12 protein-coding genes are annotated in these 13,327 nt (G+C 41.9%); 3 read left to right on the top strand and 9 right to left on the bottom strand.

Features of this window, described 5'->3' with window-relative positions; translation table 11 throughout:
• Positions 1–345 precede the first annotated feature (345 nt).
• Positions 346–1,545 (top strand): CDP-glycerol glycerophosphotransferase family protein, encoded by a 1,200-nt coding sequence (locus ND16A_RS03555; protein ID WP_033078795.1) that lies wholly within the window; start codon positions 346–348, stop codon positions 1,543–1,545.
• Positions 1,546–1,621: 76 nt separating this feature from the next.
• Here the strand turns inward: ND16A_RS03555 and ND16A_RS03550 are convergent, their stop codons facing one another.
• Positions 1,622–2,683 carry a CDP-glycerol glycerophosphotransferase family protein gene (locus ND16A_RS03550; RefSeq protein ID WP_033078796.1) on the bottom strand — a complete coding sequence of 354 codons (1,062 nt, stop codon included), beginning with the start codon at positions 2,681–2,683 and terminating at the stop codon, positions 1,622–1,624.
• 14 nt (positions 2,684–2,697) lie between these two features.
• Positions 2,698–3,303 (bottom strand): TIGR04211 family SH3 domain-containing protein, encoded by a 606-nt coding sequence (locus tag ND16A_RS03545; RefSeq protein WP_033078797.1) that lies wholly within the window; start codon positions 3,301–3,303, stop codon positions 2,698–2,700.
• 201 nt (positions 3,304–3,504) lie between these two features.
• On the opposite strand from ND16A_RS03545, the gene ND16A_RS03540 reads away from it, so the two are divergent.
• Entirely contained in the window at positions 3,505–5,052 is a 1,548-nt protein-coding gene (locus ND16A_RS03540; RefSeq protein WP_033078798.1) for a CYTH domain-containing protein, read from the top strand.
• A gap of 82 nt (positions 5,053–5,134) precedes the next feature.
• Here ND16A_RS03540 and ND16A_RS20400 read toward each other — a convergent pair whose 3' ends face one another.
• The 7 genes from ND16A_RS20400 to ND16A_RS03510 form a co-directional block, all read right to left on the bottom strand.
• A complete protein-coding gene (locus tag ND16A_RS20400; RefSeq protein ID WP_052073262.1) occupies positions 5,135–5,605 on the bottom strand; it encodes a potassium channel family protein in 471 nt (156 codons plus the stop codon).
• 84 nt (positions 5,606–5,689) lie between these two features.
• Entirely contained in the window at positions 5,690–6,019 is a 330-nt protein-coding gene (locus ND16A_RS03535; RefSeq protein WP_033078799.1) for a hypothetical protein, read from the bottom strand.
• A gap of 1 nt (position 6,020) precedes the next feature.
• Entirely contained in the window at positions 6,021–6,671 is a 651-nt protein-coding gene (locus tag ND16A_RS03530; protein ID WP_033078800.1) for a hypothetical protein, read from the bottom strand.
• A 128-nt stretch (positions 6,672–6,799) separates the two neighbouring features.
• Positions 6,800–7,498 (bottom strand): PspA/IM30 family protein, encoded by a 699-nt coding sequence (locus tag ND16A_RS03525; protein ID WP_033078801.1) that lies wholly within the window; start codon positions 7,496–7,498, stop codon positions 6,800–6,802.
• Between the two features lie 37 nt (positions 7,499–7,535).
• A complete protein-coding gene (locus ND16A_RS03520; RefSeq protein ID WP_033078802.1) occupies positions 7,536–7,949 on the bottom strand; it encodes a YjfI family protein in 414 nt (137 codons plus the stop codon).
• Between the two features lie 166 nt (positions 7,950–8,115).
• The gene (locus tag ND16A_RS03515) at positions 8,116–9,018 is read right to left on the bottom strand and encodes a DUF350 domain-containing protein (protein ID WP_052073263.1); all 903 of its coding nucleotides are present in this window, start codon (positions 9,016–9,018) and stop codon (positions 8,116–8,118) included.
• A gap of 11 nt (positions 9,019–9,029) precedes the next feature.
• Positions 9,030–10,025, bottom strand: coding sequence for a hypothetical protein (locus ND16A_RS03510; RefSeq protein ID WP_033078803.1), 996 nt, complete (start codon positions 10,023–10,025; stop codon positions 9,030–9,032).
• 430 nt (positions 10,026–10,455) lie between these two features.
• On the opposite strand from ND16A_RS03510, the gene glnE reads away from it, so the two are divergent.
• On the top strand, positions 10,456–13,323 hold the full coding sequence (gene glnE / locus ND16A_RS03505; protein WP_033078804.1) for a bifunctional [glutamate--ammonia ligase]-adenylyl-L-tyrosine phosphorylase/[glutamate--ammonia-ligase] adenylyltransferase: 2,868 nt from the start codon (positions 10,456–10,458) through the stop codon (positions 13,321–13,323).
• Positions 13,324–13,327: the final 4 nt, after the last annotated feature.

Raw genomic sequence — 13,327 nt, forward strand, 5'->3', positions numbered from 1 at the left:
ACATTATTGTTTGTTTTGGGTAGCAGCAGCAGGTTGATTCTCTATGAGCTTTTCAATAATCTGCGATACATTTACCGGCCTTGCTGTCGAGTGCACCGGCGAGTTTGTTAGTCAGAGACAAGTGAGTACCTGTTAACATGGCCGTCATTGATATTGCTTGTTGGAGTTGCCTTCATTTACGTGGAGTAATTGACTTGAGAATAATATTGAAATAAGCAAACGGTACGGGGCATTTTTAAGGAAATATCTTATTGAACTAGGGTAGAATATAGGTATATAAGTAAGTGGTGATTGTAAAAACGATACTGCAGTGATTAATGATGAAAAAGAAGAGAAATTTATACGATGTTTGATTGTAAAGTTGCTTATTATGTAAATGATAATATTCAGCATTTTCCGCCAGTATATCGCTTGCAGACAAAATTTCCCGGACCAATTATCGTTCGCGGGAGAAAAATTCTTGAGTATATCCATAAAACATATCCAGAAATTGCCGAGCGTACATTCTTTATTCGTAACCGCCAAAAAGCCAAACAGTTCTTAAAAAAACATCAAATGCGAATTGTCGTTTACCCGGCATTTCAAAGCCTAAACTTTGGCTTGAGTGTTGAAATTTTTCATGGTGGCTTGTCAGATAAGCGCTACTTGGAGAACGCCTTCATCAGTATGTATGACCTGGTATTATTTCCAGGGGAAAAATCTCGCGATAAAGTGGCTAAGGCGGAGCTACTCGATAGTGTGGTGAATTATGAAATCGTTGGCTATCCCAAATTTGACCCGTTAATTAACGACTCGCTTGAGTATCAGCCGTTGTTTACTAATGGCAAACCCACTGTTTTGTATGCTCCTACCTGGATTTCGATGGCGAAAGAAGGCGCCAAGCAGCATCGTTTTTCCCTTTATGGTGAAAGTTCGTTACCGCTATGGGGGGTAAACCTGCTGAAACATATGCCGGAGTCGGTGAATTTTATTGTTAAGTTCCATTCACTAGTGCATGAAAATGGAAATTCAGTCAATAAACAAATGGAAGATTATGTCAAACAACACGGCTTGGAACATCGGATTAAAATTTTATACGCCGATAATATATTACAATATATGGATCAGGCGGATGTGATGATATCGGATATTTCTTCGGCATGTTATGAATGGTTTCACTTTAATCGACCAATTATTTATGCCAACCCTGCTCCCGTGCACTACAAGCCGAGTGATGACATTTCGTCGAATACCTTCGCCTGGCAAGCAGGTGATGTCATCAATAGCGAAGACGATATTGCCACCCTTATCAACAATAACTTAAACGCTGACCCTCACCAGGAAATGCGCAAAAAGATTTTTCATTACTCAATTTTTCAGCCAGATGGTCATGCTACCGAACGACAGGCGGATGCAATTGCAAAGTTGTTGCACCAACATGAATCTGTACCGTATCAGCAGTTTGTCAGAACCTCATCATTAAAGCACCTTTGGCGAAACTTAAAAATGAATGTATTTTTAAAACGAAAAGTAGATAAGCTGCAAGGGTTGGATAGTGCGCAATAGCATCAAATAGGATTAAGGCTGAAGTTTCAGCCTTAATCAGACTAAATTTCTTAATACGCCGGTATTTTGGGGATTATTAATGAGCTTTTAAATAATCCACGATACGTTCGCTGGCCTTGCCATCAAGCGTACCCGCGAGTTTATTGGTCAGTGATAAACGGGTAGCGGCTAACATGCTCGGCTGTTGATATTGCTCGCGGACTAATTGCGGTAATTGCGAATAGTGTTGTGCGTGCACGGCGATATCGGCATATTCCCCGTAATCTTTGTCCATGCGCCGTTTGAATCGATAAGAAAATATGCCGCTATAACTCCACCTGAGTTTGAGAAAATCACACCAAATTACCGGTTTGTTTAAGGCGGCAAATTCAAATAGCGCCGAGGAAGCGTCACTGATTAAAATGTCGGAGCTTTTTAAAAACGGAACAAGCGAATAATCTGAAGTTTTGGCAAGGTATACGTTGTCAAATTTAGCCCAGTGTTCGAGTAATTGTTTTTGTTTTCGGTATTTCTCTTTGGCAATCGAAAAGTAATGGGGTTTGATCAATATGTTGTAGTCGGCAAACTGTTCGGGCCAGTTTTTAGGAAAACATTCTATCGAGCTAGGGTAGAATGTTGGGGCATAAGTCAGCGTTGGTTTGCTGCTGTCGAGGCCTAGATCATCGAGACAGAAGCCAACATCATCGCCTTTGACAATGGCATCCAATTTGCAAAAACCGACATCAATAAACACATCTTTAGGGTACATTTCACGTAATCGCGAGCAACGATATTCACCTTCGACGAAGCGCACCGTCATTGCGGTATCTGACTTGGTGTAATAACTGGCCTTCGGACCTATGCCGTGTCCTAATTGTGCCGATTTGCTCACCTGATGAACTTTATCTAATAAACTGAAGGCATTGGCGAAAAATACCCAGTCGGCTTGCTGTTGCAGATAATGATCACACGCCTGCTCTGCAGAATCTACCCAGATACTGGTTAACTGTTGTTCAGTGATTATCTGCTCAATAACCTCATCATGAATGCCATGATAAAACACGAAACTGGAACCGACTCCTTGCGCTATCAGTTGTTGGTGTACCGGTAAATATTGAGGTAAATAGTAAAGATGAAGTACATCAAAAATAACGTGCATTGGCGGTAACTTTTCTAATTCCAGGATGAGTAACTGCTTTTGCGAGCAATGAATCTCGGTAATACCAAGCCAATAATTAAGCCTATCACCAAAACGGCGGCGCCATAGGAGAACCAGGTAAGTTTGATATCCCATTCATTCTCATCTAATTCGGCACTGATCAGTTCAAATTTTTGCGTGATTTCCTGATTTTGCTTGGTCAATTTTTGGTTGTCTTGTTTGAAACTATTCAGCTGTTTATTGCTATTGCTGAGTTTTGTTTTTAATTCGCCAAGCTCTCTGGATTTATCCACCAACTCTTCATTTAATTCGGCCAGAACCACTCTTAAGCCTGGTGTTGGCGAGATGTATTTGGCATCTACCCAACCGTCGCGGTTTTTAAGATCTTTGACATGTTGATAACCATTTTCGACTTCGCCCAACAGTTGTACATCTTCGCCGGCATCAATACTGCCTAAAATACGATATTGGGTGCCGGGACCGGAATGGAAATAGATAAATAGATCGTCACTAATAAAAGCCGTTTGATTGGTCGCGACATTAGCGCTGTCTTCTTCAGCAATAACAGAGCAGGACAAACCAATGGTGAGGAGAATAATTATTTTTTGAATATAGTTCATTACAGATTAAAAGCCGCTATACAATGTAGTAAATAGTAGGGGTTTGTTAGTTCGATAGCAAGATTAACCTCTTGCGGAGAAGGTGATTTATATCAAAAAAATAGGGAAATAAATACCCTATAGGTTAAATTGTTCAGTTTTTGATTGAAAGCATGATTAAGCTTTTGTAGAGTGGGCAAACTAACTTTAGCAATAATGAGAATGCAAACACCGTACATGGACACTGAAATAGAACTTAAATATTTAGTTTTAGGTGACAATATATCTGCAGTTATTACCAACCTTCTAAACCAACAACAATTCACCTTTTCGCAAAAAATAAAGCACTTATCCAATTGCTATTTTGATACTCCGGATTTGCAACTACGCAAAGCCGATATTGGTTTACGGGTAAGAAAAAATGCGGATGGTGACATCGAGCAAACCATAAAAACCGCGGGCACAGTTATCGGCGGCTTACATCAGCGGCCAGAATATAACATTGCCTTACAAGATGAGGTGCCCGATTTAAGCTTGTTTGATAGCAGCATTTGGCCGGCACAGATACACGTTGAATCGTTGCAACAACAGTTAACGCCGTTGTTCAATACCGATTTTACCCGTACCGCCTGGCTAATTACCTGTGCCGATAACAGTCAAATTGAATTAGCCTTTGATCAAGGCGAAATATGCTCAAGCCAGAAAGCGGATACCATTTGCGAAATTGAACTTGAGTTAGTGTCCGGCAATACGGCAGCGTTATTTAGCCTGGCGCAAAACTTAATGACTGCGCTTGCGCTCAGACCCGGTACGCAAAGCAAAGCGGCACGCGGCTATGGTCTGGTATTTGGTCATACCGAAGCACACATCAGTTCGGCAAATTCAGTATTGCCATTACACAGTTCGATGAGTGTACAACAGTCCTTCAATAAGGGCTTTGCCGAATGTTTAGCACAATTACAGCAGCTGGTCAGTCAGTTTGTTGATGATCAAACGTTGACGTTGTTAAAAGAAATTTCCGACTCGCTGGCCATGGCACGTCATGGTTTGTGGCTTTACAAAGATTATTTATCCAGAGAGAAAGCCGAAAGTATTCGTCTCAAAATAAAGGATATTTTAACAGAGCTGGCGTGGGTGGAAACGGCCAAGCAAATTAAACAGTTGACCACCAAGAAAGGCAATTACCGCAAAAAAATTGAGTATAGCGAAAGCTTGCTGGCAACCTTGAAAAATGAAAAGCATCAACTGCAAGATTTTGACCAGGTGCTGCTATTACTGCATGGTGAGCAATTTAATTTATTACAGCTGGAAATGTTAGAGTTAATATTAAGTGGCGATAGTGGTGCAACAGCCACTTGTTCAAACGACAATGTCGATGGGCAAACTCTGCTGATGGATTTGGCACCAAGCTGGCTGGCCATTAATTTGGATAATATTAAACAATCGATTCCAGTCAATAAAACGTTAACTGCCCAGGATTATATCGATAATCACACTTTGATCATTCACAGTTTACTCACCGGCAATTGGTTTGGTGATTTATACGATGTTGATCAACGCATGGATTTTCGTGGCCCCTGGCTTGATATACATTTTGGTATTGATGAGTTAGAAACCTTGTTTTTATTAAAAGAGCACCTCCAAGGCAGTAGCGAGGAGATGCCGAAAAAACTGATTTACTGGTTAGACGATAAAGTGGAAAATTTATTGTGCGCATTAGAGCATTGTCGTAAAGCGGCGTTAAATTTATCCCCTTACTGGCTGAAATAACGGTGTGAACAGTTAGAGTGAAATACCGAAAAGCAACTCAAATGAGTTGCTTTTGTCTTTGAGGGTAGTGCTTGAATTGCGATTAATTGGTAGTGATTTTGCCTAACGTTTTAACTAAACAATCTACTTTATCTTCAAGCATCTTGTTGCGTTCTATAATTTCAGCATTTTGTTTTCTTAACTCTCTATTTCTGACATCGGTATTTGAAAAGCCAATAAAGGAACTAAGCACTTTGGTAACAATAAAACCCATTAAACCGAAGCCAATATAGAACATCAAGGTTGCTATTACTCTGCCGCCAGTTGAAACCGGGTGAAAATCACCATACCCTATGGTACTTGCGGTCATTTGCAAGGTCCAAAACGCTTCATAAAATGTACTGATGTTTGCGTCGGTGTGAGCACTTTCAAAATGTAATAGGACAACAGAGAATACTGCCATGGCGATATACAGCATCAAAAATGCGATGCCGACAAGGTAACTATTATGGTAGTTTCTAACGCCGAATTCGTCGACCTTGTAAAAGCGGATTTTGCGGATAAGAATTAACATAGGTTATCATGCCTTCAATTCAACACCTGCTTATTATAGCTTTTTTATCATCGATTACTGATAACGAGTGGTAATCAATTACCCTTATATTTGCTTGTCGTTAACAAAGTCGATTAGCTCATCCATTAATTTTCGTTTGATTTCTAATTGCATGCTTGGCTCAATCCCGTACTTTTCGCCAAGAAGTTGGTAATCATCAGGGCTCAGTGAAACCGTTAAACGAGGCCGCTTCGGTTTTTTATGAACGGGCAAACCTAAAATCATTCTGATTTGATCTGACGGGCTTAAACTGGCATCAACCGCGGCTTTACGAATTTCTTGTTGTACCTTTTCATCCATATCAAACGCCACTTGCACGGCTTTCACCGCTTTCACATTCGATTGCCATTTGTCGGGTACTTTGCGGTTATTCATCTTAGCTCCCTGGATAGTATTCTTTGATATCACTTACTGGTCGATAGATATTGACAAATACATCGGTATCACCATCTTGCCAAATTTGAATGTCTATGGCGTATTGGTCGTCATTGCCACGCAAACTATAAAGCTCGAACACTTCGCCTGCATCCTCACCCTCAAACTCTGACGGTGCTATTGCCCGGCAATCTTTACGATGAAAATAGCCCATTTGCGCGGCTACGGTTTGTTGATATTGTTCACAAGTCCAGCCCGATGTTCTCGGGCTATCCTGTTGTCTGGTTAACAGTGCATCGGCGTCTTCGCTAAATATTTGGGCAAAGTCATCTAAATTAAACAAGCTTGCTACGTCTTGCTCTTCAATACGGTAGCTAAATTTTAGAAATGGTTGTGCGCCGCGCTCAACGCTTAAATAAACGGTTTCATTGCTCTTGCCGGTTAAGGCCCATTCGGTGATGAGTGCATGTTCAAATTCATGACTGTTAATATTACTTACTTGAAACTGCTGCTGACGTAGTATTTCTGGTAGGGCGAAGTTGTCTGAAAGCACAATAATGTCGTTGCTCAACAGATCTTGCGGTTGATTAAGTTGGCGTGCCTTATTACTGTCGTTGCTGTCTTTAGCGAACAGTTTTTTTAAAAAGTTCATTAACCACCTATGGTGTGTAAATAGCAAGTTGATTAAAAATGAACAGATAGTTAATCAACTTGCTATAAAATGCTTTTAATGTTTTTCCAGCCGGAAAAGGGTATCAATAATTGATACCCTTGCTGTCGTTAAGCTTGGTTTTGTTTTTTCGCTTTCAGACGATCTAGCACCGAATTGGCGCTATTGTCCTGATTACCTATGCCAGCCGCTTTTAATTGCGCTTCCAGCGAGCTGTCGGAATCTTCGGCTTCTAACAGCTCCGCGGCTTTTAATTGGTCATCAAACTTTTGCTGTTTGGCTTTTATACGCTCTAATGAGTCTTTCGCATTTAACAGCTTTGAGTTACTCGATGAAAAATTATCGGTAATGGCCGAGGTGGCTTTTTGTACGCTGTTGGTGGTCTTTACCATCGACAGCTGACGTTTGTATTCTGTCACCTGACGTTCACCTTTTTTCACCAGATCTTTTAACCTGTCGGCATTGTTGCTATAGCTATCAAGCGCTTGTTGCTGGGTAGCTAGCTCATTTTCCAGACTGGCAATTTTCTCGGCCACTTGCAGCGCTAAGGTTTCATTATTTTTTTCTAATGCTTGCGTGGCATAACCTTCATGCTCAACAATATCGCGCTTCACTTTATCCAGATCTCGACTGGCTGACATTTGTTGCGCCATTACTGCGGTCAAGTCGCGTTTCGCTTTGGTTAAGTGATTTTCGGCATCGCGAATTTCTTGCTCAAAAATACGGGTTGCGTTGGCATCAACAATGCCTTCGCCCATTTCATTGGCGCCACCACGTATTGCGGTCATAATTTTTTTAAAAATACTCATAATTACTCCATAGATACCGGTAAAGGTATTAAATTGGTTAAGCTAAAAACTCGTCCATATCATCGATAACTTCAATGGCATTATTACTCAATACGGCTAACTCATGTTCAATATCGCTAAACGATGAACTAATGGCCAGTGCGCCAAATATCACGTATTTATCGCCTATCTTGGCGAATGAAGATAATGGCATCGGAATGTTCATCTCTAACATAGCTTCCAGCATTGCCACTCTTTTATCGCTCTTCACTTCTTCTTCACCCCAAAGGTAGGTGATACATAAAATTTGATCGTCGGTCACCGACACAAAAATGGGTAACTCTTCACGATCGCTTATGGTGATTTGCAATACGTCAACTTCACCCGAAATAGGCTGGCAATCGAACAATAAACCGGTATCTGAATTATCGGCTAACAAGTTTAGATGATCAGCTATCTTATGAATGTTCATGGTTATCCTTATTTTAAACAAGACATATTATGTCATAGGTTATAAATTTAGCACATTGACATAATATGTCAAATGATAAATTTGATAAATATTGTTTCTCTTGACTCAGTGTTATACCAATTTGTTTTAGCCATTAAAAATGATCAGATAATGAGTCAACTTGGCATTAAACCATTAATGCCGTTAAGATCATCGCAATGGCAATACTGACAGCCATCTCAATACTGGCAACACCCACGTTGTGTTGTTGATCAACTTCCTGGGCCATATCGATGCCCCACAAAATAATGCGTTTGGCGATGGTGGTTAACAAGGAGACAACCACCGTCATCAGCAAGCCGAAGAATAACCAGCCGACCAGGTTTTCAACTATGGTTTCCGGGGTGTAGACCAAGAAGTAACTGGCCGCAGTAACGGCCAGAGAGGTTGAGATAATCTGCCCACTGTAACGTAACGCTAGCGCTACCTGACCGTCACAAAATGCTTCTTGCATCGAATCTTGTTGGTTATTTCTGGCGTAATGGCGTTCACGAATCCGGGTCACTAATACCAAAATGATTTGCGATACGACAAACCCGCTGGCAATGGCGATAAAGGTATAACCATCGAGACCATCCACCCAGATCAACACCGCACGAATGACGATGGCGGTGGCAATAACGCTTGCCGCATCGACGATACCAACGGTGATATTGCGATTTTTAATCTCTGCCATTTTATCGAGTTTATTTAGGGCTAAGCGGTCATGAATGATGCGACCGAGCTTAATCAATATTAAGCCAAACAAACCATAGGCAAACATGCCAATGGCTTCAACTTCATAACTTATCGCACTTTCCCCGGTGATGGCTCCGGTAAGGACGATCCCTAATGCGGCAACACTGCCGGCAACGCTGATGCCAAAGGCAAAATTATCTTCTTTCGCCAGTTCATCGGTGGTGTTTACTTTAGCCGTTAAGCCGGCAACAAAACGCATTGCCGATAACAACAGGATTGCAACCGCGACATCGATGGCCAGAATAATCAACATATGCTGATCGATATTGGTGATATTTAACAAATTGTCCATGGTGCTTCCTATTATCTTCGGCGACGAAAACCGCGTGAAATGAATGATTTTCGTTTTTTCCGAAAACGTGGTTTTTTACTGTATTTTGACTTACTGGCAAATTTACTTTTATTGCTAAATTTGCTTGAACTGTTACTGCGAAACTTACTGGCGGTTTTTTGCGCATTTTGGCTTTGCTTTGACAACCCGGATGAGCCACTACGATTTTTGTTGTAGGTGCTGGTAAATTTCTGACCTTTACTGGCAAATGACTTGCGGGTACGAGTTTCTACCTGATTTTGTTTGCGCAAATTACTTGGTGAGGTATAACGGCTACGACCATAATCATTGTAATAACTGTAACCGCGATTGCGGCCCCAACTGTCATAATAAATGCGATTGCCACCAAACATGTTGCCCATCATCGAGTACATGCCATACCAGGCCCAAAATGACATGCCGGAACTGTTGGTCTGCCATTGCCCGTAAGAAGGGTTGCCGACGAGTTGCGAGCCAACGCCAAAGTCTTGCGCGTTGTTGTCAATTAAGCTTTGGGCCTTATTTTGCGAATTAATTCTCGGCAAGGCGCCATCCGACATATCGGCTAATACGTTAAGCGGGTCACTAAGGGCATCGGAATAGAGCACCGGGTCGGCGGCCTGATAGATGTTCATTAACTCTTGGTAAATCGCTTTATTGTCGGCAAACATTTGCGGTTGGTTTTTCACTGTATTTACTCTGTCTAACAAAGCTAAATACATTGGTCCCTGTATGCTGGCATCTTTTTTAAATTCGGCAATAAGGGGTTGCAAATCAGGCTTAAGTTCCAGCACTTTTGCGGCGTATTGATTGATCAAATTGGCATTGCGCACTTGCCCATTGGCAAGGGCATCACCTAATTGCGCAATGCGCTGCTCAGTAACCGGCGTTTGGCCTTGGATTTGTGCTATATAGGGGTCACTACAGCCACTTAATACTACAGTTAGGCTGAGGATAGACAGTAAAATTAATCGTTTTATTGATTGCATTTATGCTCACTTTCCTTCAAAAATGCTAAGGTAAGGATTGACGAAATAGAATCGCTATAATTATATTTCGTCAAACTGATAGATAGTAATAACATCAACGACATAATATGTCTAGGGTCTGTTGTTCTTTGGAGTTCATTTTTGCAACGATTTCTTTGGTATTTATACAAGGCGGAGCATGTGTGATGTAGTTATTCTACTTGAACTTGTGACAACGCGGTAGAAATGCCAAAGAAACCGTTGCCCTTCGGGTTCAACTAAGCGACACCTGCTCTTTGTTGCTTGTTACTTACTTAGAATTACTAAGCGACAGCACAAGTGCCGCGATCAGAAATCGCTGAGTTGCACAAAACTTGAACTCGAAAGGTCAACAGACCCTTAGCAATTGTAACAAACCGTATAATATTCAATAAAAATGGAAATTTAGCCAGTGCAAAAGTCACTTTCAGATATTCAAAATGCGTTACTTATTCAGCAACAAACGGATCATTTTAACCGCTTTAGTGAAAATGCCGCGGAAGTCATTCAGGCATTAACGATTGAGCAAATTCACTTACTCAAGCAAGCGTTTGCGTTGAGTGATTTTGTTGCGGAAACATTTATCAGTAACCCTGAATGGGTTAGTGAGATGTTTTCGCCGTCGTTTTTTGATTTTACCGAGCAGGTAGATGCCAGTGCTTATCTATTAGAAAGAATTTCAAATTGTGCCAGCGAAGATGAATTGCACCGGGTATTACGACAACTTCGCAATAAATTCTTAAGCGCAATCGCCATTGCCGATTTGTGCCATCATTGCGAACTTAAAACCTCATTAGCCAATTTATCCAGGCTCACCGATACTTTGATTGACGGCGCCTTGACCTGGCTGCATCAACATTGCCAGTCACTTTGGGGCCAGCCACAAAATAATCAGGGAGTAGAGCAAACGTTATTGGTATATGCGATGGGAAAACTAGGCGGCAAAGAGCTAAACTTCTCTTCTGATATTGACCTCATTTTTGTCTATCCAGAAGGAGGAGAGACCGTTGGCAGCAGAAGGAGCATTGATAATCAGCAATACTTTACTCGCCTCGGGCAAAAATTAATTGCTGCACTCGATCAGGTGACCAAAGATGGTTTTGTCTTTCGGGTAGATATGCGGCTGCGCCCTTTTGGCGATAGTGGTCCGTTAGCATTGAGTTTTGCCGCCATGGAAAATTACTATCAAGATCAGGGGCGCGACTGGGAAAGGTATGCGATGCTCAAAGCAAGAATTGTTGGCGATGGACCTTATCATCAAGCGTTAAGCGATTTACTCAAGCCGTTTGTTTATCGTCGCTATATTGATTTTAGTGTCATTGAAAGCTTTCGTCGGATGAAACAGATGATAGCGCAAGAAGCACGACGAAGAAAACTGCAATACAACATTAAATTAGGCGCTGGTGGAATCCGCGAAATTGAATTTATTGTGCAAGTGTTTCAACTGATCCGCGGCGGCCGAGAAAAAAAATTACAGCAACGAAACCTGCTAACCGCATTATCCTTATTGGTTGAGCATGACTGTATTAGCGTTAATAGTGCCGAAACGTTGCGCAGTGCGTATTATTTTTTAAGGCGTAGTGAGAATGCGATCCAGGCATTTACCGATCAACAAACCCAACAATTACCAGATTCGGATTTAAATCGGGCACGGTTAACGCACGTAATGGGCTTTGCCCAATGGCAAGATTATGTAGTTGCCTGTCAGCGTCATATGCAGGCGGTGAACCATGAGTTTAGTTTGCTGGTTGGTGAAGATAATGAACAAAATACGGCGGTGGATGCTCATTGGCTGACGTTTTGGCATGCCAATTGGGACACGCAAGAATCGATAGAGTGGATCCTGAAAAAAAGATCAAGCTGGCCAGCCGAATTACTGAATAAACAGCTGAGGAATTTTCAAGCGGATCTGAAAAAACGCAGTGTCGGCAACCGTGGCAGACAAGTGCTGGATAAGTTGATGCCGGTATTGCTTGAGTTTCTGCCAGAACAGCAAACCGCACAGCTTACCTTGCAGAGAACTTTACAGGTGTTGACGAAAATAGTTACCCGCACGGCGTATTTAGAATTGTTACTTGAAAACCCGCCGGCATTTAAGCAATTACTGAATTTATGTCAGTCAAGCGCCTGGATCAGTGAGTACCTGGCAAAATTTCCGTTGTTACTCGATGAGTTAATTGATCCCAAATTGTTATATGCCATCCCGGCATTCAACGACTACCCACAGTTGCTGGGTGAGAGTTTATTACGAATTCCGGAAGACGATCTGGAAATGCAAATGGAAGGTTTACGACAATTTAAACAGACCCAGCAATTAAAAATTGCGGCTGCAGACATTACCGGTATTTTGCCGGTAATGAAGGTGAGTGACCATTTGACCGCATTAGCCGAAGCCATCATTACTGAAGTCGTTAGCATGGCCTGGCAACAAATGGTGCACAGATACGGCCAGCCAAACTCCACCATAGGCACAGATGAAAAAGGCTTTGCCGTGATCGGCTACGGCAAGCTTGGCGGCATCGAATTAGGCTATGGCTCTGACCTTGATTTGGTGTTTGTCCATAACCGTGATGCCAGCTGTCAAACCAGTGGTGAAAAATCTATCCCTAGCAAGCAGTTTTATTTAAAAATGGCGCAACGGATCTTGCATTTATTCAATACCCGCACTGCCAATGGCATTTTATATGAAGCCGACATGCGTTTACGACCCTCGGGCAATTCGGGCTTGATGGTGGTGCATATTGATACCTTTAAGCATTATCAAAATACTGACGCCTGGACCTGGGAGCATCAAGCGCTGGTAAGGGCACGCGCCGTTAGCGGTGATAAAGCGCTGATTGAAAAGTTTACTGAAATACGTCATCAGGTATTAACTGAGAAAAGAGATGCGAAACAATTGCAACTTGACGTGACTAAGATGCGTGAAAAAATGCGCCAGCATTTAGATACTAGCAGCGAGGGGGTTATCGATATAAAACAAAGTGTTGGTGGCTTGGCGGATATAGAATTTTTAGCCCAATATCTGGTGCTCAATAATAATCATGAACATCATGGATTAAGCCATTTTTCCGATAACGTCAGAATTTTTGGCGGCTTACAAGCCGAGCAATTAATCACCACGGCTGAACAGCAACAATTAGTGTCCAGTTATTGTGCGTTACGCGATACCGGCCACGCGCTGGTTTTGCAAAGTTTACCGGCGCAAATGGCCGAAGATAAACTGCTTATAGAACGTCAGCAAGTGAGTGACATTTGGCGAAAATATCTCGGCCAAAACTAATACC

This window comes from Thalassotalea sp. ND16A (assembly GCF_000764205.1).
In the GTDB taxonomy this organism is placed as follows: Bacteria; Pseudomonadota; Gammaproteobacteria; order Enterobacterales; family Alteromonadaceae; genus Thalassotalea_A.